Origin of the sequence: Paraburkholderia sediminicola (genome assembly GCF_046030555.1) — a bacterium.
In the GTDB taxonomy this organism is placed as follows: Bacteria; Pseudomonadota; Gammaproteobacteria; order Burkholderiales; family Burkholderiaceae; genus Paraburkholderia; species Paraburkholderia sediminicola_E.
Map to the genome: position 1 here is coordinate 138,981 of NZ_JAQQCH010000003.1, position 21,400 is coordinate 160,380.

The 21,400-nt window shown below is 60.2% G+C and carries 19 protein-coding genes; 8 read left to right on the forward strand and 11 right to left on the reverse strand.

What is annotated here, in order from left to right; genetic code table 11:
• The first annotated feature begins 115 nt into the window (after positions 1–115).
• Entirely contained in the window at positions 116–1,144 is a 1,029-nt protein-coding gene (gene tsaD / locus PQQ52_RS06400) for a tRNA (adenosine(37)-N6)-threonylcarbamoyltransferase complex transferase subunit TsaD (RefSeq protein ID WP_408208040.1), read from the forward strand.
• A gap of 118 nt (positions 1,145–1,262) precedes the next feature.
• Here tsaD and folE2 read toward each other — a convergent pair whose 3' ends face one another.
• The 4 genes from folE2 to PQQ52_RS06420 form a co-directional block, all read right to left on the reverse strand.
• Positions 1,263–2,069 (reverse strand): GTP cyclohydrolase FolE2, encoded by an 807-nt coding sequence (gene folE2, locus PQQ52_RS06405; protein WP_408208043.1) that lies wholly within the window; start codon positions 2,067–2,069, stop codon positions 1,263–1,265.
• A gap of 292 nt (positions 2,070–2,361) precedes the next feature.
• The gene (dxs, locus tag PQQ52_RS06410) at positions 2,362–4,269 is read right to left on the reverse strand and encodes a 1-deoxy-D-xylulose-5-phosphate synthase (RefSeq protein WP_408208045.1); all 1,908 of its coding nucleotides are present in this window, start codon (positions 4,267–4,269) and stop codon (positions 2,362–2,364) included.
• Between the two features lie 85 nt (positions 4,270–4,354).
• The gene (locus PQQ52_RS06415) at positions 4,355–5,236 is read right to left on the reverse strand and encodes a polyprenyl synthetase family protein (protein WP_408208048.1); all 882 of its coding nucleotides are present in this window, start codon (positions 5,234–5,236) and stop codon (positions 4,355–4,357) included.
• On the reverse strand, positions 5,233–5,541 hold the full coding sequence (locus PQQ52_RS06420) for an exodeoxyribonuclease VII small subunit (RefSeq protein WP_179739329.1): 309 nt from the start codon (positions 5,539–5,541) through the stop codon (positions 5,233–5,235). The genes PQQ52_RS06415 and PQQ52_RS06420 overlap by 4 nt, the downstream gene beginning before the upstream one ends.
• A 286-nt stretch (positions 5,542–5,827) precedes the next feature.
• On the opposite strand from PQQ52_RS06420, the gene PQQ52_RS06425 reads away from it, so the two are divergent.
• Both PQQ52_RS06425 and PQQ52_RS06430 read left to right on the forward strand, forming a co-directional pair.
• Complete coding sequence (locus PQQ52_RS06425; RefSeq protein ID WP_408208050.1) at positions 5,828–6,934, forward strand: aromatic ring-hydroxylating oxygenase subunit alpha; 1,107 nt, start codon at positions 5,828–5,830, stop codon at positions 6,932–6,934.
• Positions 6,935–7,151: 217 nt separating this feature from the next.
• Positions 7,152–8,021, forward strand: coding sequence for a sulfurtransferase (locus PQQ52_RS06430; protein WP_408208053.1), 870 nt, complete (start codon positions 7,152–7,154; stop codon positions 8,019–8,021).
• Between the two features lie 155 nt (positions 8,022–8,176).
• On the opposite strand, the gene PQQ52_RS06435 is transcribed toward PQQ52_RS06430, so the two are convergent.
• The 3 genes from PQQ52_RS06435 to polA all read right to left on the reverse strand — a co-directional run bounded on the left by PQQ52_RS06435 (position 8,177) and on the right by polA (position 13,407).
• A complete protein-coding gene (locus PQQ52_RS06435) occupies positions 8,177–9,049 on the reverse strand; it encodes a dienelactone hydrolase family protein (protein ID WP_408208056.1) in 873 nt (290 codons plus the stop codon).
• Between the two features lie 89 nt (positions 9,050–9,138).
• Positions 9,139–10,488 (reverse strand): NAD(P)/FAD-dependent oxidoreductase, encoded by a 1,350-nt coding sequence (locus tag PQQ52_RS06440; protein ID WP_408208059.1) that lies wholly within the window; start codon positions 10,486–10,488, stop codon positions 9,139–9,141.
• A gap of 177 nt (positions 10,489–10,665) precedes the next feature.
• On the reverse strand, positions 10,666–13,407 hold the full coding sequence (polA, locus tag PQQ52_RS06445) for a DNA polymerase I (RefSeq protein ID WP_408208061.1): 2,742 nt from the start codon (positions 13,405–13,407) through the stop codon (positions 10,666–10,668).
• A gap of 1 nt (position 13,408) precedes the next feature.
• On the opposite strand from polA, the gene PQQ52_RS06450 reads away from it, so the two are divergent.
• A complete protein-coding gene (locus PQQ52_RS06450) occupies positions 13,409–14,152 on the forward strand; it encodes an LOG family protein (protein ID WP_028196168.1) in 744 nt (247 codons plus the stop codon).
• A 90-nt stretch (positions 14,153–14,242) separates the two neighbouring features.
• Here PQQ52_RS06450 and PQQ52_RS06455 read toward each other — a convergent pair whose 3' ends face one another.
• Positions 14,243–15,160, reverse strand: a complete 918-nt coding sequence (locus tag PQQ52_RS06455; protein WP_408208064.1) for a transcriptional regulator GcvA — start codon at positions 15,158–15,160, stop codon at positions 14,243–14,245.
• Between the two features lie 97 nt (positions 15,161–15,257).
• Between PQQ52_RS06455 and PQQ52_RS06460 the strand changes: the two genes are divergently transcribed.
• From PQQ52_RS06460 to PQQ52_RS06470, 3 genes are all read left to right on the forward strand, one after another.
• Entirely contained in the window at positions 15,258–15,827 is a 570-nt protein-coding gene (locus tag PQQ52_RS06460) for a chromate transporter (protein WP_408208067.1), read from the forward strand.
• Positions 15,824–16,354, forward strand: coding sequence for a chromate transporter (locus PQQ52_RS06465; protein WP_408208070.1), 531 nt, complete (start codon positions 15,824–15,826; stop codon positions 16,352–16,354). The genes PQQ52_RS06460 and PQQ52_RS06465 overlap by 4 nt, the downstream gene beginning before the upstream one ends.
• Positions 16,355–16,706: 352 nt before the next feature.
• A complete protein-coding gene (locus tag PQQ52_RS06470; protein ID WP_408208073.1) occupies positions 16,707–17,165 on the forward strand; it encodes a hypothetical protein in 459 nt (152 codons plus the stop codon).
• Positions 17,166–17,274: 109 nt separating this feature from the next.
• Here the strand turns inward: PQQ52_RS06470 and PQQ52_RS06475 are convergent, their stop codons facing one another.
• Together PQQ52_RS06475 and PQQ52_RS06480 are read right to left on the reverse strand one after the other, a co-directional pair.
• Complete coding sequence (locus PQQ52_RS06475; protein ID WP_408208076.1) at positions 17,275–17,703, reverse strand: hypothetical protein; 429 nt, start codon at positions 17,701–17,703, stop codon at positions 17,275–17,277.
• The gene (locus PQQ52_RS06480; protein ID WP_408208079.1) at positions 17,679–18,434 is read right to left on the reverse strand and encodes a hypothetical protein; all 756 of its coding nucleotides are present in this window, start codon (positions 18,432–18,434) and stop codon (positions 17,679–17,681) included. Before PQQ52_RS06480 ends, PQQ52_RS06475 begins: the two co-directional genes overlap by 25 nt.
• 1,047 nt (positions 18,435–19,481) lie before the next feature.
• On the opposite strand from PQQ52_RS06480, the gene PQQ52_RS06485 reads away from it, so the two are divergent.
• Positions 19,482–19,610 (forward strand): hypothetical protein, encoded by a 129-nt coding sequence (locus PQQ52_RS06485; protein WP_408208082.1) that lies wholly within the window; start codon positions 19,482–19,484, stop codon positions 19,608–19,610.
• A 132-nt stretch (positions 19,611–19,742) separates the two neighbouring features.
• Here the strand turns inward: PQQ52_RS06485 and PQQ52_RS06490 are convergent, their stop codons facing one another.
• Positions 19,743–21,269 (reverse strand): AMP nucleosidase, encoded by a 1,527-nt coding sequence (locus PQQ52_RS06490; protein WP_408208629.1) that lies wholly within the window; start codon positions 21,267–21,269, stop codon positions 19,743–19,745.
• Between the last annotated feature and the right edge of the window lie 131 nt (positions 21,270–21,400).

Sequence of the window (21,400 nt, forward strand, 5' to 3'; positions counted from 1 at the left end):
GCATTGTACCTGCGCGCCTGCGGCGCCCTGCCCACGCTGCTATACTTTCAGGCTTGCCTTTTCACTTTTGGGCGCCGGGGTGTCTTCGCTCACGCGCCTGCTCAAGCGACCCATCATGCTCGTTCTCGGCATCGAAAGCTCCTGCGACGAAACCGGTCTTGCGCTCTACGACACAGAGCGCGGCCTGCTCGCGCACGCGCTGCATTCGCAAATTGCGATGCACCGGGAGTACGGCGGCGTGGTGCCTGAGTTGGCGTCGCGCGACCATATCAGGCGCGCGCTGCCGCTGCTCGAAGAGGTGATGGAACGCGCCGGCACGGTGCGCGGCGACATCGACGCGATCGCCTATACGCAGGGCCCTGGCCTCGCGGGCGCGCTGCTGGTCGGCGCGAGCGTCGCCAATTCGCTGGCCATGGCGTGGGACAAACCGACCATCGGCATCCACCATCTCGAAGGACACTTGCTGTCGCCGCTGCTGGTGGACGAGCCGCCGCCATTTCCGTTCGTGGCGCTCCTGGTGTCGGGCGGTCATACGCAGTTGATGCGCGTGACGGACGTGGGGGTCTACGAGACACTGGGCGAAACACTGGATGACGCTGCCGGCGAAGCCTTCGACAAAACCGCCAAGCTGCTAGGCCTCGGCTATCCGGGCGGCCCGGAAGTGTCGCGGATGGCCGAGTTCGGCACGCCCGGCGCTGTGGTCCTGCCGCGCCCTATGCTGCATTCCGGCGACCTCGATTTCAGCTTCAGTGGGCTCAAGACCGCTGTCCTCACGCACGCCAAGAAGCTCGGCGGCGCGAATATCTGCGAGCAGGCGAAAGCCGACCTGGCGCGCGGCTTCGTCGACGCTGCCGTAGACGTCCTGGCGGCAAAATCGCTGGCCGCGCTCAAACGCACGAAACTGAATCGACTGGTGGTCGCCGGCGGCGTGGGCGCGAACCGGCAACTACGCGAGGCGCTTTCCGCTGCAGCGAAGAAACGCAATTTCTTTGTGCACTATCCGGATTTGTCGCTGTGTACGGACAACGGCGCGATGATCGCGTTGGCCGGCGCCCTGAGGCTGCAACGCTGGCCCGATCAATCGGGTAAAGACTACGCGTTCACAGTGAAGCCGCGCTGGGACCTGACTTCACTCGCACGCTGAACCCGCGACGAGCCCGCGATGCCCGTCGCATGCCGCGCGACACGATGGCAACCCCATAGAAAAAGCCGCTTGGAAAGCGGCTTTTTCTATCTGCGGCAAGCACGAAACTAACGCGTGATCACGCCGCCCGCTTATCCCGCTCGATCACGGCATAGGCGCTGTGATTGTGAATCGATTCGAAGTTCTCAGCTTCGAGCACGTAGGCGACGATCCGCTCGTCCGCGTTCAGACGCTGCGCGACATCGCGCACCAGGTCCTCGACGAACTTCGGATTTTCGTAGGCACGTTCGGTGACGAACTTCTCGTCCGGACGCTTGAGCAAGCCCCACAGTTCGCACGAGGCTTCTTCTTCCGCGATACGTACCAGCTCTTCCACCGCCACGTCGCCCGCCAGCTCCGCGTTGATCGTGACGTGTGAGCGCTGGTTGTGCGCGCCGTACTGCGAAATCTTCTTCGAACACGGGCACAGGCTCGTGACCGGCACCAGCACCTTAAGGAACAGACGCGTCGCGCCATTGCGGGTCTCGCCCGTCAACGTCACTTCGTAGTCGAGCAGACTTTGCACGCCCGACACCGGCGCGGTCTTATTCACGAAGTAAGGGAACGACACTTCGATGCGACCCGCCTTTGCCTCGAGCTTTTCAAGCATCGCGGCGAGCATGGTGCGGAACGTGGCGGCCTCGAGCGGCGCCTTGTTCTCTTCAAGCAGCGCGACGAAGCGCGACATGTGCGTGCCCTTCTGATCGGCGGGCAGATGCACGTCGAGATTCCACGTGCCGACCGTCGGCTGCACCTCACCGCCTTGCGTGCGCACCGTCAATGGATGACGCACTGCCTTGACGCCGACTCGTTGAATCGGAATCTGACGCGTATCCGGCGTGCTCTGCACGTCGGGCATCACAAAGGCGGGGTTCATCTGGTTCATATTCTTGTCCTTTCAAGAAAACGCCGGGCCGCCCCAGGTTTTCCACTGCGCGGGAAGTCCCCCTTCCCGAAGGAAGTCTCTTTGGGGGATGGGGGGATTGCCCCTCGGGGGATGTCGCGAAGCGACAGGTTTGGGGGTTCTCAGCGGCCGTGCGGATCAGGGCGCACAACAGCGAACGCCGGCCCTTGCCGGCGTTGGATGATGGACCCGAAGGTTCATCGATTCAAGTTGGAGATCGCTATGGCCGCCATAGCCGCGACATGGCGCACGGCAGGACGGCTCAGCGATACAACTAGGCGACGCGCTTCACTGAGGTTTGACCGGCAACCGCGCCGCTGGAAAGAAAGCGTTCGCGAATCGACTTGGCGATGCCTGCACCATCAAGACCGCAAGCAGCGAGCAGCTTGGCCGGATCTCCATGATCGATGAAGCGATCCGGGAGGCCCAATTGTAGTACGGGCCGCATAACCCCACTCTCAAGCAGGGCTTCGACGCAAGCCGAACCCGCGCCGCCCATCACGCAGCCTTCTTCGATCGTGACAATGGCGTCGTGCGTTTCGGCCAGCTGACGGACCAGCTCGGCGTCCAACGGCTTCACGAAGCGCATGTTCGCCACCGTGGCGTCCAGTTGCTCAGCAGCAGCCAGCGACGGTGCAACCATCGTGCCGAAGGCCAGAATCGCAATCCGCTTGCCGGCCGGTTGCGACGTTTCGCGACGGATCTCGCCCTTGCCGAGCGGCAGTGCCGTCATTTGCTTGACGGTCGCCACGCCCGTGCCGGCGCCGCGCGGATAGCGCACTGCCGTCGGGTTCGGCTGCTGCAATGCGGTGTACAGCATCTGACGGCATTCGTTTTCGTCCGATGCAGCCATCACCGTCATGTTCGGGATGCAGCGCAGGAACGCCAGATCGTAAGCGCCCGCGTGCGTTGCGCCGTCCGCACCGACCAGACCCGCGCGGTCGATGGCGAACACCACCGGCAGGTTTTGCAGTGCGACATCGTGGATCAGCTGATCATAAGCACGTTGCAGGAAGGTCGAGTAGATTGCGACCACCGGCTTCATACCGTCCGCAGCCAGGCCGCCGGCAAACGTCACCGCGTGCTGCTCGGCGATACCGACGTCGAAGTACCGATCCGGGAAGCGCTTCTCGAACTCGACCATGCCCGAGCCTTCACGCATGGCCGGCGTGATACCGATCACGCGCGCGTCCAGCTCGGCTGCGTCGCACAGCCATTCGCCGAACACCTGCGTGTAGGTTTTCTTCGACGGCGTGGTGGCGGGCTTGATGCCTTCAGCCGGATTGAACTTGCCCGGGCCGTGATACAGCACCGGATCGGCTTCAGCCAGCTTGTAGCCCTGGCCCTTCTTCGTGACGACGTGCAGGAATTGCGGACCGCGCAGTTCCTTGATGTTCTGCAGCGTCGGGATCAGTGAGTCGAGGTCGTGACCGTCGATCGGGCCGATGTAGTTGAAACCGAACTCTTCGAACAGCGTGGCCGGTACGATCATGCCCTTCGCGTGCTCTTCGAGCTTGCGCGCCAGATCAAGCATAGGCGGCGCGACGCGCAGCACACGTTCAACGCCCGCACGCGCGGCAGCGTAGAAACGGCCCGACATCAGGCGCGCCAGATGGCGATTCAGCGCGCCGACCGGCGGCGAAATCGACATGTCGTTGTCGTTGAGGATGACCAGCAGCGGCACGTCGTCTTCGACGCCGGCGTTGTTCATCGCCTCGAATGCCATGCCGGCCGTCATCGCGCCGTCGCCGATCACGGCGATGCCCGTGCGGTTCTCGCCCTGCAACTTGCTGGCGACGGCCATGCCGAGCGCGGCCGAGATCGAGGTACTGGAGTGCGCGGTGCCGAAGGTGTCGTATTCCGACTCGTCGCGCTTCGGAAAGCCCGAGATGCCGCCCAACTGACGCAGCGTGTGCATCTTGTCGCGGCGGCCCGTCAGGATCTTGTGCGGATAGGTTTGATGGCCGACGTCCCACACGATCCGGTCACGTGGCGTGTCGAACACATAGTGCAGAGCAATGGTCAACTCGACCGTGCCGAGATTGGACGAAAGATGGCCGCCCGTCTGCGATACGCTGTCGAGCACGAAGGCACGCAACTCGTCTGCAAGCGGTTGCAATTGGCGGCGATCGAGGCGGCGCAAGGCCGCCGGGTCGTCGATGGTTTTCAGCAAGTCGTACATCGTCGTTCCATTGTAGGAAAACTTACGCGCCCGCACTTCATACATGCACCCCGTAGCAAAGGTGCGCGGCGGCGGGCTTTCGCGTTCAGCTAACCCGGTTCACCACCAGGTCGGCCAATTCGGCCAGACGCTGCGCGCGCGCACCGAACGGCGCAATCGCAGCGTGGGCGTCGCTACGCAGTTGCGCTGCGAGCGCCCGCGACGCATCTAGCCCAATAATCGACACGTAGGTCGGCTTGCCGTCCTTCGCGTCTTTGCCTGCCGTCTTGCCAAGCGTCGCGGAATCGGTCGTGACGTCGAGAATGTCGTCGACAACCTGAAATGCGAGGCCGACAGCGGCCGCATACGCGTCGAGCGAACGCATCGCGTCCGCATTCGGCGTTTCGCCCGCCAGCGCGCCCATGCGTACAGCAGCACGCAACAAGGCGCCGGTTTTCATCCGGTGCATGGTTTCCAGTTGTGCGCGCGTCAGCGTATGTCCGACGCTCGCGAGATCAATGGCCTGGCCGCCGCACATACCGATCGAGCCGCTCGCCAATGCCAATTCACGCACGAGCGATGCCTGCTGCGCTGGCGCCAGCACGTCCGACGTCAGTGCGATGAACGCCTGCGCCTGCAGCGCGTCGCCGACCAGCAGCGCCGTGGCTTCGTCATATTTGACGTGTACCGTGGGTTTGCCGCGACGCAGTGCGTCGTCGTCCATGCAGGGCATGTCGTCGTGCACGAGCGAGTACACGTGGATCATTTCCAGCGCCGCCGCTGCCGCATCGAGGCATTCGGCGCGCGCGCCGGTCAACTCGCCGGCCGCGTGGCACAGCAGCGGGCGCACTCGCTTGCCGCCGCCCAGCACCGCATAGCGCATGGCTTCATGCAGTTGGGCCGGCTCGGTCGCTTCCGTAGGCAGATAGTGTTCTAGTGCCGATTCGACGCGCTCGAGCACCGAGCGTGTCCATTGTTCGAATGTCATAGGTCGTCCCCGCTTTCAGTAGCGGCTGTGCCTGCGCTATTCATAGGCAGCGGTTTCAGCGTCTCGCCATCGAGCACGCGCACCTGCTGCTCGACCTTCTCGAGTTGCTGCTGGCAAAACGCTACGAGAGCCGCACCGCGCCGGTAGGCACCGAGCGACTCCTCGAGGCTGAGATTGCCGCTTTCCATACGCGCAACCAGCCCTTCCAGTTCGGCCTGAGCAGCCTCGTAGTTCTCGGGCAACGGCGTGGTATCGACGCCTTCAGCAGGCGCGGCAGCAGTATCTTTCGACGCGGTCTTCGCCATGAATAGTCGCAAAATTAAAACAAGTCGGACATTCTACGGCAAAAGCGACATTTCCGATCTTATCGCCAGCCTGCGCCCCGCCTTTGCCCTCCGTACCTGCCTCCCAGTCTCGCAGAAAAAAATCGATTGGTCTGCGGCGAAAACCGTGAACTTCCTTGACATTTTTGACCCAAATCAGGTACTTAAGCGCCCCAAGAAAGGGGAAACGGGTATAATCGCGGGCTCCCTAAATCGAATCTTCGATGGTTGGGTTGTTCACTGCTTTCACGTCTTCACGGGAGTGGGAATGTCCAATCTGAGCAATGCATTGCAGTTGCGGTCTGTCCACAGCCAGCTGCCAGTCACGGCTTACTTTGACGAAGCGCTTCTAACGCGCGAAATCGACACCCTTTTCAAGAAAGGTCCTCGCTACATCGGCCACGATCTCATGGTGCCCGAAGCGGGGAATTATTTTGCTTTGCCCAGCGAGAGCGAAGGGCGTGTGCTCGTCCGTAACCAGCAGTCGCAAGTCGAACTGCTGTCGAACGTGTGCCGCCACCGGCAAGCCATCATGCTCAACGGCCGCGGCCAGACGGAGAACATCGTCTGCCCCCTGCATCGCTGGACGTACGATCTGAACGGCCAGCTCCTCGGTGCACCCCATTTTGCGGATAACCCCTGCCTGAATCTCGGGGCTACGCCGCTTCAGAACTGGCAAGGCCTGCTGTTCGAAACGCAGGGGCGCGATGTCGCGCGCGATCTGGCACGACTTGGCACCAAGCAACATTTCGATTTTTCGGGCTTCATGTTCGATCACGTCGAAGTGCACGAGTGCAATTACAACTGGAAGACCTTTATCGAGGTCTATCTCGAGGACTACCACGTCGCACCGTTCCATCCGGGCCTCGGCAGCTTCGTCAATTGCGACGATCTGACGTGGGAGTTCGGCGAGTGGTACAGCGTGCAGACGGTCGGGGTTCACAAGGATCTGGAGCAGCCGGGCAGCCCGACCTACCGTAAGTGGCACGACGAAGTTCTACGCTTTCGTGGCGGCAATCCGCCCGACTTCGGCGCGATCTGGATGGTGTACTACCCCGGCATCATGATCGAGTGGTATCCGCACGTGCTGGTCGTGTCGTGGTTGATTCCGCGCGGTCCGCAGAAAACCACCAATGTGGTGGAGTTCTATTACCCTGAGGAAATCGCGCTATTCGAACGCGAGTTTGTCGAAGCCGAGCGCGCCGCCTATATGGAAACGGCCCGCGAAGACGACGAAATCGCCGAGCGCATGGACGCAGGCCGTCGCGCGCTGATGGAACGTGGCGAATCGCAGGTGGGCCCGTATCAGAGCCCGATGGAAGACGGCATGCAGCATTTCCACGAATTCTTACGGCGCGAACTCGGCGCAATCTGATCCGCGCGCGATCCGTATTGACCGGTATTTGAGCCGGTCCTTGCGCAAGCCGCATCAAAGCATGGAAAGACGGGCTTCGGCCCGTCTTTTTTTGTTTAGACTATCAGTATCGTTCGGTCATTTGCTAATGCGCCAAGCCGCCGGGCAAACGCCGCAATCGCCCGCTTCGCAACCATCTTGCATGGGACCGGAGTAAGCGTTAGGGACAGGAGACGTCATGCCGCACACTCACTACACCACACTCATCTCTGCGACAAACCTCGCGGAACGGCTAGCCGCCGCGCCGGGCAGCGTGTTCGTCGTCGATTGCCGTTTCGATCTGGCCGACACCGAAGCAGGCGAAAAAGCCTATCTGGCCGGACATTTGCCGGGCGCGCACTATCTGAACCTCGACCGCGATCTGTCAGGGCCGAAGAACGGCAACAATGGCCGCCATCCGCTACCGGATCGCGCGCGGCTGGTCGAAACACTGGAGTCCCGCGGGCTCAAGCAAGGTCAGCAGGTGGTCGCTTATGACGCGCAAGGTGGCATGTACGCCGCGCGCGCATGGTGGCTGCTACGTTGGCTCGGCCACGACGCGGTTGCGCTGCTCGACGGTGGACTGCAGGCCTGGCAGGCCGCCGGTCACCCGTTGACGCAAGACGCGCCGGCACAGAACACCGGTGACTTCAAAGCGGGCGCGCCGCTCTCTGTGACCGTCGACGCGCAGACCGTCGAGCGCAATCTCGGCACGAAAGAACGCGTCGTGGTCGATGCGCGCGCGAACGATCGGTATCGCGGTGAGAACGAAACGCTGGATCGCGTCGGTGGCCATATTCCTGGCGCGCTCAATCGGTTCTTCAAGGACAACCTCACCGCCGACGGCCGCTACAAACCGGCACACACGCTACGTGAAGAATTCCATGCGTTGCTGGGCGACACGCCGCCGGAACATGTCGTGCTGCAATGCGGCTCGGGCGTAACGGCGTGTGTCAACGCGCTCGCAATGGAGATCGCCGGCATGCATGGCGCGGCGCTATATGCCGGATCCTGGAGTGAATGGAGTTCTGACCCGAAACGGCCAGTTGCAACGGGCCCGAATCCTTAATCGACGCATCAGGCGGACCGATTAACAAAAAGGCCGTGGCCGCTGCTTGGCGGTTACGGCCTTTTTCACTAGCTAAGCCAGGCACATCGGCGCACCCTTACGCTGCATTAGCACGCGGTATCGAATGCGCCCGGCCACGCGAAGAGCACGTGCCCTCAGGCGACGCCATGCTGCTTGAACCACACCAGCGCCCGGCGCCAGCCATCCTCAGCATCAGCCTTTTTATAGCTCGGCCGATAGTCCGCGAAAAACGCGTGGCCTGCATCGTCATATACGACGAATTGCGAGCCGCGTCCCACCTCCGGACCCTGCGCGATAGCCTGCTTCATCTGCTCGAGCGTGTCTTGCGGGATGCTTTGGTCCTGGCGGCCGTATAGACCCAGCACCGGCGCATGCAACTGCGCCACTTCATCGAGCGGATTGGCCGGGGTCATCGCGGTTTTCTGGCCCGTTACGCGCCCATACCAGGCCACGCCTGCCTTCAGCCGGGGATTGTGCTCGGCATACAACCACGCAATCCGCCCGCCCCAGCAGAAACCGTTTACACCCAGCCGGTTCAAATCGCCGCCATGGTCGCCGGCCCATGCAACGGTTGCGTCGAGATCGCCCATAACCTGGTCGTCCGGCACCTTGCTGACCAGTTGTTCATTGAGCTGCTGCATGCTGGTGTACACGGTCGGATCGCCCTGCCGTTCGTACAGATTCGGCGCGATCGCGAGATAACCCTGCTTGGCAAAGCGGCGGCACACGTCGGCGATATGCTCGTGCACACCGAAAATCTCGTGCACGACGATGATCACCGGCAGGTGCGTCTTACCCTTTGGCTGCGCGCGATACGCCGGCACGAGCGTGTCGCCCGAACGCACGGCAACCTCGCCGGCTTCGAGTCCGTCGCTATCGGTATGGATGGTTTGCGCCGACACTGGCAGAACGGCGGCAGCGAAACCGGTGCCGAGCGCGGCCTTGATGAAAGTACGCCGATTGAAGGGAACGTGCGGGACCAGGCTGTCGATGTCGGGGTTCAGCATGCGGCGCTCCTCGGGTGAAGGTTGGAGGCAACAGGATACGCTTCGTCCGCGTCCTGTTGCACGTGCACCTTCTCAAGCGCGGTCAGCCTTCAGTGCAGCTTGACCCGCGGCAGCGTGGTGCGCCGCAACCAGTGCGCGAAGGTGTCGAGCACCATCCGCGCGTAGCCGTGCAGCGCCGCGATATGCAGCCGGTACAGCGACATGTACATGAAGCGCGCGAACAGCCCTTCGATCAGCATATTGCCGCCGATCACACCGCCCATCAGATTGCCCACTGCGCTGAAGTGGCCGAGCGACACCAGCGAGCCGAAGTCGCGGTAGGTAAATTCCGGCAGCGGCTTGTTGTCGAGCCGCGCCGCGAGCGCCTTCATCAGGAAGCTCGCCTGCTGGTGAGCCGCTTGCGCGCGCGGCGGCACGTTGCGCTCGTTGCCCGGCCATGGGCAAGCCGCGCAATCGCCAAGCGCAAACACGTTGTCGTCGATTTCGGTTTGCAGCGTGCGGCGCACGATGAGTTGTCCCAGACGGTTGACCGGCAGGCCGTCCAACTGACTCAGGATGGCGGGCGCCTTGATGCCCGCCGCCCACACCGTCAGATCGGCGCGCACGGTTTTACCGCTGGCCGTGCGAATCATGCCGGGCGCGACCTCCGCCACGGTCTCGCCGGTCATCAGCTTCACGCCGAGCTTGGTAAGCAATTCGGCGGTGGCCGTCGACACGCGCTCCTGCAAGGCCGGCAAAATACGCGGCCCCGCCTCGATCAGCACGATACCGACGTCGTGCCGCGGGTCGAGCTTATGCAAGCCGTACGCCGACAACACCTGGGCCGTATTGCGCAATTCAGCCGAGAGTTCGACGCCGGTCGCCCCGCCGCCGACGATCGCCACCTGGATGCGCGGCTCAGAGGACGGCGACGTGCCCGATCCCGATTCGACAGGTTCATGCACCTGATGCTCCGCGCGCATGCAGGCCGCGATCAGGCGTTTGCGGAAGCGCTCGGCCTGGCTGACCGTATCGAGCGCGAGCGAAAACTCAGGCGCGCCCTTCACGCCGAAGAACGCCGTGGTGCTGCCGATCGCGATAATCAGCGTGTCATATTCGAGGTCGCGTACGGGCAGCAATTCGGCGCCATCGTCGTCGAGCACCGTGCCCAGTGTGAGACGCTTGTTCGCACGGTCCAGACCGGTCAACTCGCCTTGCTGAAACTCAAAGCCATGCCAGCGCGCTTGCGCCGCATATTCGAGCTCCTGGGTGAACGGGTCCATGCTGCCGGCCGCCACTTCATGCAGCAGCGGCTTCCAGATATGGGTTGGATTACGGTCGACGAGCGTCACTTGCGCGCGCAGACCGCCCTTGTTCTTGTGGGGTGAATAGCGGTCACCGAGGCGTGTCGCCAGTTCCAGTCCCCCCGCGCCCCCGCCAACCACGATAAATCGATGCATTGAGCTCTCCGTATTTGCCGATGGGTTGTGCGTCGCGACGGCACGCATGAAACATGAAGCGCGCGCCGTCTGTCCTGGCGATTGTCCGCGAGCGGCACGGGTTGTCACAAGTCATCAATACGCATATGTGACATGCGCACGACGTTATCGCCGATCAAGCGCCCCGTCACATGCACGTCAATGCGCTTCTTCCCAGTTCAGGCCAGCGCCCACTTCGGCGACCAGCGGCACTTTCAGCGCGGCGACACCGCACATCAGTTCCGGCAAGCGCTTACGTACGTCCGACAATTCCGCGTCCGGCACTTCGAGAATCAGTTCGTCGTGCACCTGCATGATCATGCGCGTACCGATCTTCGACTCTTCGATCCACTTCTGCACCGCGATCATCGACAGCTTGATCAGGTCGGCAGCCGTGCCTTGCATTGGCGCGTTAATGGCCGCGCGTTCTGCTGCCTGACGGCGCGGACCATTGCCGCCGTTGATCTCCGGCAGCCACAGGCGGCGGCCAAACGCCGTTTCCACGTAACCCTTGGCCTTCGCGCTCAAACGCGTTTCGTCCATATACCGTGCGACGCCCGGATAACGCGCGAAGTAGCGGTCGATATACAGCTTGGCCGCGTCGCGCGTAATGCCGAGGTTCGCGGCGAGCCCGAACGCGCTCATGCCGTAGATCAGGCCGAAGTTGATGACCTTCGCCACCCGCCGCTGATCGTTCGACACTTCGAGCGGCGTCACGCTGAAAATTTCCGCCGCGGTGGCACGGTGAATGTCTTCGCCTTGCGAGAACGCTCGCAACAGGGATTCGTCGCCGGAAATGTGCGCCATGATGCGCAATTCGATCTGCGAATAGTCGGCGGAGACGAGCTTGTGGCCCGGCGGTGCGATAAACGCCTCGCGAATGCGGCGGCCTTCACCCGTGCGCACAGGGATGTTCTGCAAGTTCGGATCGTTCGACGCCAGTCGCCCCGTAACCGCCACGGCCTGCGCATAGTTCGTATGCACACGACCGGTTTGGGCGTTGACCATGCGCGGCAGCTTGTCCGTGTAGGTCGATTTCAGCTTCGACAAACCGCGGTGTTCGAGCAGGATCTTCGGCAACGGATAGTCTTCGGCGAGCTTTTGCAGCACTTCTTCGTCGGTGGACGGCGCGCCGCTCGGCGTCTTCTTGACCACCGGCAATTCGAGCTTCTCGAAGAAAATCTGTCCGATCTGCTTTGGCGAACCCAGATTGAATTCACCGCCGGCCAGCACGTACGCTTCGCTTTCCAGTTGAATCAGACGCGTGGCGATTTCGCTGCTTTGCGCGCGCAGCTTCTCGGCGTCAATCAGCACGCCGGTGCGCTCCATCTTGCGCAAGACGCGCGAGGTCGGCACTTCGATGTCGCGATACACGTAATCGAGCGTCTTCTCGGCGGCCACTTGCGGATACAACGCCTGGTGCAGACGCAAGGTGATGTCGGCGTCTTCTGCCGCGTATTCGGCTGCCGTTTCCAGCGCGACTTCATCGAAACCGATCTGCGACGCACCCTTGCCTGCCACCTCTTCGTACTTGATCGTCTTGATGCCGAGATGGCGCAGCGCGAGGCTGTCCATGTCGTGCGTGCGATGCGATTCGAGCACGTACGATTCCAGCAGCGTGTCGTGTTCGACGCCGCGCATTTCGATGCCGTAGTTCGCCAGCACCTGCTCGTCGTATTTCATGTGCTGGCCGACCTTCTTGTGATCGGCACTTTCCAGCCACGGCTTGAGTTTCGCTAGCACTTCGTCGCGCGGCAGTTGCACGGGCGCGTCCGGGCCGCGATGCGCGACCGGCACATACGCGGCATAGCCCGGTTCAACCGAGAACGACAAGCCCACGATTTGCGCGGTCATCGGATCAAGCGAGGTGGTTTCCGAATCGAACGCAGTCAGCTCGGCGGCGTTGATCTTCTCGAGCCACGCATCGAACTGTTCCCACGTCTGCACGGTGTCGTAGTGCCGTTCGACATCCACAGTGAGCGCCGGCGGCACATCGGTCTCGGGACCTTCCACCGCGTCAGCGATTTCCACTTCGCGCAGCCAGGTCTTGAAGCCGTTGCGCGTGAACACATCGCGCAGTTCTTCGCGCGATTCCGGCCGGCTCTCCAGACTTTCTCCAATCGACACGATGTGGCCGGTCAGATCGCAATTGCGCTCGACCGTGACGAGTTTCTTCGCCATGGGCAGAAAATCGAGCGCACGGCGCAGATTGTCTCCTACCGCACCTTTGATTTCGTCCGCATGTGCGACGATGCCATCCAGCGTCTCGTACTGCGCGAGCCATTTGACCGCCGTTTTCGGGCCGCATTTCTCGACGCCCGGCACGTTGTCGACGGTATCGCCGATCAACGACAGGTAGTCGATGATGCGCTCCGGCGGCACGCCGAATTTGGCGATCACACCGGCGCGGTCGAGCGTTTCGTTGGTCATCGTATTGATGAGGGTGACATGATCCGACACGAGCTGCGCCAGATCCTTGTCCCCAGTCGACACGATCACCTTCATGCAGCGCTTTTCCGCCGCGGTGCTGAGCGTGCCGATCACGTCGTCGGCTTCGACGCCTTCGATCATCAGCAACGGCCAGCCGAGCGCGCGCACGGCGACGTGAATCGGCTCGATCTGGCGCGAGAGATCGTCCGGCATGGACGGGCGGTTCGCCTTATAGTCGGCATACCAGTCGTCGCGGAACGTTTTGCCCTTGGCGTCGAACACGCACGCGCTATACTCTGCTGTGACTTCCTTGCGCATGCGCCGCAGCATGTTGATCATTCCGTAGAGCGCACCCGTCGGGCCACCCTCGGGTCCGCGCAGATCCGGCATCGCATGGTAGGCCCGGTACAGATAACTCGAACCGTCTACCAATAGCAGGGTCTTACCTTCAAGGCTTCGTTCTTCAGGCATTATGACTAAGAGAAAAGTGATTCCGAGTCTGCGATCACTCGCAGATCAAGAGCGCGCAACGGCTAAGAAGGCCCGCGCATCGTGGCAGATGTTCACGATTATGGCAGAGTTTATCGAGGCGACCGAGTACCTCTCGGAGATTCGTCCGGCTGTCAGCATCTATGGTTCAGCGCGCCTGAAACCGAACTCGCCCTACTACAAACTTGCCACGCAAATCGCGCGCAAGCTGTCGGACGCCGGCTTCGCGGTGATCTCCGGCGGCGGCCCTGGCATCATGGAAGCGGCCAACAAAGGCGCCCATGCGGGCAAGGCCCCTTCGGTCGGCCTGAACATCGAACTGCCGCACGAGCAATCGGGCAACCAGTGGCAGGACATTTCACTGCGTTTCCGCCACTTCTTCACGCGCAAGGTGACGTTCGTCAAGAACTCGGATGCGGTGATCGTGATGCCGGGCGGCTTTGGCACGCTGGATGAACTCGCCGAAGTCCTCACGCTGATTCAAACCAAGAAGTCGCGCCACGTGCCGATCATTCTGGTGGGCGGCGAGTTCTGGGAAGGCCTGCTTGCGTGGTTCAAGAATTCGCTCACGCCGATGGGCCTCATCAATCCGGCGGATATGGACTTGATGCAGGTGATCGACGATCCGGATCAGGTGCTCGAAGCGGTGCTGAAGTTCTACGAAGACCGTGAAGAAGCCGAACCGCATCCGGCCAAGTCGGATGAAGACCGGATGTTCTATCTGTGATATTGGATCTTCGCGCCTATGCGCGAGGTGGATGTGCAACGGGTATTGAGTAAAGCACGGCGTAGTGCACGCTCTAGCGGCACGCAGGCTCTAGTGGGCGGCCCCCAGGTCGCTCGCTTCCACGACATCGGTCTGATCACCCTGCGCCTGCAGCCATTCGCAAAACTGCGCCACTAGCGGCGCCTGCGCGACCTCCCGCCTCGCCACCCACCAATAGCCCCGTGCATCGATACGTGGGCCGGCCAACGGCACGACGAGCCGTCCCGATGCTAGCTCATCCGCCAGCAAGGGCAAAGGACCGAGCGCCACGCCGAGGCCATCCACGGCAGCCTGCAAGGCCAGGTAGAAGTGATCGAACGACTGCTTCTTCCGGCATTTCGCCGTTACTCCTGCTGCCGATAACCAGTTGCTCCACGCGTCGGGCCGCGTGTCCGAATGCAGCAGCACATGCTTCGCGAGATCGTCGGCCATGTTGACCGGTGAGCGTTGCAGGAGCACGGGACTGCACACCGGAATCTCACTCTCACCAAGGAAATGGCCGCCCACGCAGTTTGGCCAATGCGCCGGCCCGCGCCGCACCGCGACGTCGAAGCTGTCCAGCGTTTCGACCGGTGCATTTGACGTCGATAAGCGCAGTTCCACATTTGGCACCTTGCGCTGGAACTGATGAAGCCGCGGAAGCAGCCATTTCATCGCGAAAGTCGGTAGCGCATTCACCCGCAGCACATGAACGACGCCGGTGTCGCGCAGTTGATCCGTGGCCAGCGCGATGCTGTCAAACGCAGCCTGGACGGTGCCCAGATAACGGCGGCCGTCGTCGGTCAGGCGTACGCGCTTACCGCGGCGATGGAATACCTGCACGCCGAGCCATATTTCAAAAGCCGCGACTTGCCGGCTAATTGCACCGTGCGTCACATGCAATTCGTTCGCTGCGGCGGTGAAGCTTTCATGCCGTGCGGCAGCCTCGAAGGCACGGAGCGCCGGAAAAGGAGGAAGATTGCGAGCCATGCTTGTGATTCTAGATCACAAAGGCACGCTCAAAAATCGTTTTGCTCACCGCCGGTTCAGCGCTAACCTCCTGAGCTTGAACTGGAAGCTTAACGATATGGATCACGATCTCACCTCGACCGAGCCCGCCGTGGCCCCCACGCCCACATTGCGGGAAATTTTTGGCGGTTTTCTCGGCCTCGGGCTGATCTCGTTCGGCGGTGCATTGCCCTTGGCGCGACGCGCACTGGTCGAGCGGCGGCGCTGGCTGACCGGCACGGAATTCACCGACCTGTTGGGTCTCTGCCAATTCTTGCCGGGCGGCAACGTGATTAATCTTTCGGTCGCGATCGGGATGCGCTTTCGCGGCGTGCCGGGTGCGTTGGCCGGTCTGCTCGGGTTGATCGCAGGGCCTTCGCTGGTCGTAATCGGCCTTGGGGTGCTTTACGAACACACGCAAAACGACCCGCATGTTCGTCATCTGTTTGCCGGTCTCGCCGCGGCTGCGTCCGGTCTGCTGATCTCGATGGCCGTGAAAATCCTGCTACCGCTGCGGGATAAACCAATGGCCGCGCTCATCGCGGCGCTCGGCTTCATCGCAATCGCAATCATGCGCCTGCCGCTGCTGCCTACGATGCTGGTGCTTACGCCGTTCAGCATCTACATCGCGTCGAAGGCCGCGCGATGAATGACACGCTCATTTCTCTTGCCATCATTTTCAGTCAGCTTTCGCTACTGGCGTTCGGTGGCGGCAACACGATTCTTCCAGAGATGCAGCGTCAGGTGGTGGATGTGCATCACTGGATGCCCGCCAGCGAATTCAGCGCGCTGTTCGCACTCGCGCAAGCGGCGCCGGGGCCGAACCTGATGATCGTCACGCTCGTCGGCTGGCACGTGGCGGGTTGGGCGGGGATGCTGGTGACCTCGGTGGCGAAGTTCGGACCGTCTTCGCTCGTGACGATACTCGCGCTGCACGCGTGGGACCGGTTCAAGGACCGTCCGTGGCGGCGTTACGCGCAAATGGGCCTGGTGCCGGTGACAGCCGGCATCGTCGCGGCGAGCGCGGCCCTGATTGCCGAAGCGTCGAACCCGACGGCGATTGCATGGGCAATCACCGCTTTTACTGCCGTGCTGGCGTTGAAAACGCGCGTTCATCCGCTGTGGCTGCTGGCGGCTGGGAGCCTGATCGGGCTGACGGGGTTTGGGCAGTTCTGAAACCCTCTTGGGGATCCGACAGCATTACTTTGATAAGCAAGACTCTTTCGGATTCCAGCGGGAACTGAAGAATGCTAATCACCTGCGGTCTAGCCGCTCACAGAAACAGGCAGCAGGTCAACGTGCCAAAAGACAGAATAGGAAGCTCGCTGAACTGCAGAATGCAACCTTCAACTCGACGCGTCACCGACTTGGCGTGATGAAGTACCTAGCGCACAGAATTCCTGCAAACATAGCAGATCAAGAAACGCATTGACCAAACGCAATGTGATGCCAAAAAACCGTACGGTCAGTGTCTCGGGAATACGGAGCACAGCTATGCTTATAGATTCAGCTACTGCGCCATCTGCTCATGACCTACCATGCCATTACCGTCACGCTTGAAAACATCGGCGGGATAGTCGCCGAGAAAGACAAATATGGCAGGAGAACAGTCAGAACAGCCTTTAACATCACAGTTGCAGGCAAGCGTCAGTACGCTGTACAAATGCGCGGCGTACCTCGACTTGAAAACGGCATGGTCGTGACGGCGGTGTTGCGTGATACGGATAACTGGCAAACACTGGTGGGATGGTTAAATCACACCACGGGCGAGATTTGCGGCGTCGATTCACCCGAGATTTCCTTCTGGTGGTTTGTGGCCGGCGCCCTGATGTCAGTCCTGCTTTACCTTAAATGCATAAACACAGCTCCCAGCGGCGACGCCAGTGCGCGTGTCGTAGTTTGGATTATCGTGATCGTAGCGATAAACGCCTGGTCGCTATTCTCCTGGCGGAGGTCGGCGAAGGTCTACAGGTTGCTGAAACCCTAAATAGATGGGTAACCTCAAGATCACGCGATGACTGGGGCGAAAATTTCTGCCATCACTTACGCACAATGCGGTAGGTGATGGCAGAAGAGAACGGTCGCTTATTCGGCATTCATCTACGCCGCCACAGACCGTCGCCAGTAGTAGTGGCTTCGATCCAATCTTTCGCCGCCTTGCGCCGCCATATGAAGAGCGCGCCGAGTCGGAGCCACACAGAAATGGTAATTAGCGCGATAGCCCACAATCCCAATTCTTGCAAATATGGGTGGCCGTATATAGTCCATACGAGACCAAACACTCCGACCCACTTAAGCAGGTCGTAAGCCCATCTCCTTCTCTTTATCCCATACACAAGCGCCAGAGGATTTGCCACAAGACTAGCGAACACGGCCAGATAGCCCTGCCAAGGCAGGAAGCCAGATCGAAGTAAGCCGATTTCCACCCAAGCCTCGCACAGGAAAGCTAAAAAAAATCCAATAAGTGAAACCCGAATAAAACGCGGCATTGCTGTCATAGCTATCTGAATTTTACGTTTTTGCAATAATCCATTCCACTAACAATATCGCTCCGACCCTGCTCGACACTCAGATATCGGCAGTAGTTTTCCTTGTATTGATCCTCGTTGACTGGCGTGAAGCTACCTGGAACGGGAGTCGCCATAGGAAACAAGCCACTACCTGAAACACCCTTGTCGCTCAGACAAACGAACAAACCCTTTTGCGTCAATATTTCGTTGTATGAGGCAAGCACGTACCCACTCTCAGTCCCGAGACTTGACCAATAAAGCGATGCACTAGCAACCGATGGGGGGTTCGAAACTTGCAGCACATTTGTCATATAATTGCCCAACCATATTTTTGTAGAGTTTATATATGGCTGAAAGGAAGATTGCAGGTCGGCAGCCAGGACCAGTCCACCGACTACTGCTGCGGCACCTGGGCCAATTTCCGCCCAAACAAGTAGCGTAATAGCGATCGTTCCGACCGCACTTACAACGGTCAGCACGTCTCCTGGTTGGACCTTTTTGTTCGGGTCTTTCCAATCTGTCACAATTCGTATTAATGCAGATGTCGCGGCCAATCCATTTGTCATGATACGTACTGGCTGCATCATCGGGGCGACATTTGATATCGTTGCAACGAGATTGGAGCCATTCTGAATAACTGACAGCGAGTCACTTGGGCTATTTGCCGCGGACATAAGCGCCTGATAAGTAGTCATCGAGTTCGAGCCGTTTTCGACGAATTGCAAGACCATTTCCACTTTTGCCATTTTATTCAGCCTTTGACTCTGCATTCCACGGAGCAATTGAATTCACTGAGGAACTGACGGACGGCGCGACAGACGGACTCGATCCGACAATATAGCGATAATAGAGCTGTGTATTACCTGCTTTTGGAACGTACACCGTCTGGGCAATAAATGATTTTGTCTTTGTGAGAATGATAGACCGAACATCAATAATCTGCGATAACCCTTTATCCGTCGCTACCTGGAGACTCGCTGCAATATCACTATTCGGGTCCTCAAAATTTATGATGCGTACCCAGAATACCCACGCCCCGTCGTCGCGCCTCAATGCAGTCGCGCCGTTTGTTAACGCATATCCGTGCAGCGAAGCGGTTGTAATTTGTGGGGTCGGGGGAGTTGCCTTCGCGAATTGAGACGTGATACTGACAAGAGATAATGCACTTGTTCGCAAGAATAATCGTCTAGTAGTCTTCGTGTTTTTATTTAGTTTGGTAGATATCGCCGTTTGTGAATGTAGCTTTCACTACATTTAAAAATGTATCGTTGCCGACGATGCCGTTGACATCAGATAATTCCGAAAAATGGCGGTTATTTCGGACCAACGTTGTCCAACGGAGGGGGAGCCTGAAGGCGCGTTTACTTTGGCTTTTATGGCCGGGGAAAAGCGAGGCAAGAAGGCGTATTTAGTATTGAAGAGGCGTTTGAAAATTTACGTGATCCGCGTAGCTGCGCGCCGGCTCATGATCTGACGGAGATGCTAATGGCGGCGCCGTGTGCAATTCTGTCGAGCGCCGATAGCTGGCAGTGATCCAAACATGCGCCGAACCGAAGCTAGAGTGCGCATCTGTTTCCGGCGTTGGCCGATCGGGCGGTAACACCTCGACGGCAAGACAGGGCACGGCGCCCATCGTGGTGAATGGCGTGCACTCCACCTGATGGTGGCCTATGGCAACAGCGGCTTGGACGTGTTCTGGGACAGGTGCGCACGGCAAACAAAGCACACGATTACAGCGGTCCCGGAGTTGGGCGATCCTCCGAGGAGATTTCCTTCAGGGCGTCGAAAATAGCATGCGCTGGGCACTCAACATGATCTTTTGCGAAAACCAGTGCCGCGTGAGAACCGGGGATACGGCGCAGAACTTCGCAATCCTGCGCCATATCGACTGGAATCTGCTCAAGCGCCATACACCCAACTGAAAATACGCCGCCTCAAGGCTGCACCAACGATGACTATCGCGCCAGCCTGATCGGTCTGTGAGCTTCATGCAATTGTCCAGATGACCCTCAGATGGCAGATCTACCTGCAGCTGTACTCCGCTAAGCCGCCCCTTACTGAAACGCCACTTCCGCGAAACTCCGCAACTTACGGCTATGCAGACGATGCAGCCCGTTCATCCGTAACAACTCCATCGCCTTCACACCGATCTGCAGATGCTGATCGACCTGCGCGCGATAGAACTGATCCGCCATGCCGGGCAGCTTCAATTCGCCATGGAGGGGTTTGTCCGACACACAGAGTAAGGTGCCGTAAGGCACGCGGAAACGGAAGCCGTTGGCGGCAATCGTCGCGCTTTCCATATCGAGTGCGACCGCGCGGCTTTGCGACAGCCGCTGCACCGGCTCACGATGATCGCGCAACTCCCAGTTACGGTTATCCACACTCGCCACCGTGCCCGTGCGCATCACGCGCTTCAACTCGACGCCATCCAGTTGCGTGACCTGCGCGACCGCGCGTTCCAACGCCACCTGCACTTCGGCAAGTGCAGGAATCGGCACCCACAGTGGCAAATCGTCGTCGAGTACGTGATCTTCGCGCACGTAACCGTGCGCCAGCACATAGTCGCCCAAACGCTGCGTGTTACGCAGACCCGCGCAGTGGCCGAGCATGATCCACGCATGCGGACGCAGCACGGCGATGTGATCGGTGATCGTCTTCGCGTTCGACGGCCCGACTCCGATGTTGACCATCGTGATACCGCTGCCGTCGGCACGCTTCAGGTGATACGCGGGCATCTGCGGTAAACGCGGTGGCGCCGTGCCTTCCTGCGCCTGCTCGCCAAGATTCTCGTTGTACGTGATCACGTCGCCCGGTTCGACGAACGACGTGTATTCGCTGCGATAGGCGCGCAGTTCTTCGTCGTCGGTATGGGCCATCATCGTGCGGCCGAGTTTGACGAACTCGTCGATATAGAACTGATAGTTCGTGTACAGCACGTAGTTCTGGCAATGCGTGGGCGAAGTCGCGGTGTAGTGCTTCAGCCGATGCAGCGAGAAATCCACCCGCGCCGCCGTGAACAGCGCGAGCGGATGCGGCTCGCCCGGCAGCGGCTCGTACGTGCCGTTGACGATGCGGTCGTCGAGCAATGCGAGGTCCGGTGTATCGAACACGTCGCGCATCAGAAAGAGGCGCTCGCGATCCAGATCGCCTTCGAGGTGGATGCCTTCAGCGAACGCGAAGTGAATCGGAATCGGCTGATCGGACACGCCAACTTCGATCTGCACGTGATGGTTTTTGGCCAGCAGACGCAACTGCTCGCGATAGTAATTGCCGAACAGATCCGGCCGCGTGACCGTGGTCTCGAACACGCCCGGACCCGCGACGAAACCGTACGAGCGGCGCGAGTCGATATGCGTGTTGACTTCGGTGCACACGCGGACGAACGGATAGCAGGCGCGTACCCGGCTTTCGAACAGTTCATTGCGGCGATAGCGCGCGAAGGCGTCGCGCAGGAACGAGGTGTTTGCTTCGTAGATCGCCGACAAACGCGTGACGGCCTCGGTGGCGTCGTCAAAAGATTCGGTTGGGAAGCTGTTGGCGGGAGTCTGCACCGCGCGTTGATTGGTATCGTTGTTCATCTTCATTCACCCCTATTCATGAGATGACATTACCACGGAACCCGTGATCACCAAATGACCTCGCGGCGCCTACCACAACTGCCGCAACAGCGGTCACAAGATTGCGCGCACGCCGCGCGAAAGCGGCGCAA

Excerpts from the sequence above, each read along its gene's own strand:
- PQQ52_RS06490 (WP_408208629.1), bottom strand. The coding sequence starts at position 21,269 with ATGAACAACGATACCAATCAACGCGCGGTGCAGACTCCCGCCAACAGC.
- PQQ52_RS06420 (WP_179739329.1), bottom strand. The coding sequence starts at position 5,541 with ATGGCGAAGACCGCGTCGAAAGATACTGCTGCCGCGCCTGCTGAAGGC.
- PQQ52_RS06450 (WP_028196168.1), top strand. The coding sequence starts at position 13,409 with ATGACTAAGAGAAAAGTGATTCCGAGTCTGCGATCACTCGCAGATCAA.
- PQQ52_RS06440 (WP_408208059.1), bottom strand. The coding sequence starts at position 10,488 with ATGCATCGATTTATCGTGGTTGGCGGGGGCGCGGGGGGACTGGAACTG.
- PQQ52_RS06415 (WP_408208048.1), bottom strand. The coding sequence starts at position 5,236 with ATGACATTCGAACAATGGACACGCTCGGTGCTCGAGCGCGTCGAATCG.
- PQQ52_RS06455 (WP_408208064.1), bottom strand. The coding sequence starts at position 15,160 with ATGGCTCGCAATCTTCCTCCTTTTCCGGCGCTCCGTGCCTTCGAGGCT.
- PQQ52_RS06435 (WP_408208056.1), bottom strand. The coding sequence starts at position 9,049 with ATGCTGAACCCCGACATCGACAGCCTGGTCCCGCACGTTCCCTTCAAT.
- PQQ52_RS06430 (WP_408208053.1), top strand. The coding sequence starts at position 7,152 with ATGCCGCACACTCACTACACCACACTCATCTCTGCGACAAACCTCGCG.
- PQQ52_RS06485 (WP_408208082.1), top strand. The coding sequence starts at position 19,482 with ATGCGCTGGGCACTCAACATGATCTTTTGCGAAAACCAGTGCCGCGTG.
- PQQ52_RS06460 (WP_408208067.1), top strand. The coding sequence starts at position 15,258 with ATGGATCACGATCTCACCTCGACCGAGCCCGCCGTGGCCCCCACGCCC.
- polA (WP_408208061.1), bottom strand. The coding sequence starts at position 13,407 with ATGCCTGAAGAACGAAGCCTTGAAGGTAAGACCCTGCTATTGGTAGAC.
- PQQ52_RS06480 (WP_408208079.1), bottom strand. The coding sequence starts at position 18,434 with ATGGCAAAAGTGGAAATGGTCTTGCAATTCGTCGAAAACGGCTCGAAC.
- PQQ52_RS06425 (WP_408208050.1), top strand. The coding sequence starts at position 5,828 with ATGTCCAATCTGAGCAATGCATTGCAGTTGCGGTCTGTCCACAGCCAG.
- folE2 (WP_408208043.1), bottom strand. The coding sequence starts at position 2,069 with ATGAACCAGATGAACCCCGCCTTTGTGATGCCCGACGTGCAGAGCACG.
- PQQ52_RS06465 (WP_408208070.1), top strand. The coding sequence starts at position 15,824 with ATGAATGACACGCTCATTTCTCTTGCCATCATTTTCAGTCAGCTTTCG.
- tsaD (WP_408208040.1), top strand. The coding sequence starts at position 116 with ATGCTCGTTCTCGGCATCGAAAGCTCCTGCGACGAAACCGGTCTTGCG.
- dxs (WP_408208045.1), bottom strand. The coding sequence starts at position 4,269 with ATGTACGACTTGCTGAAAACCATCGACGACCCGGCGGCCTTGCGCCGC.
- PQQ52_RS06470 (WP_408208073.1), top strand. The coding sequence starts at position 16,707 with ATGACCTACCATGCCATTACCGTCACGCTTGAAAACATCGGCGGGATA.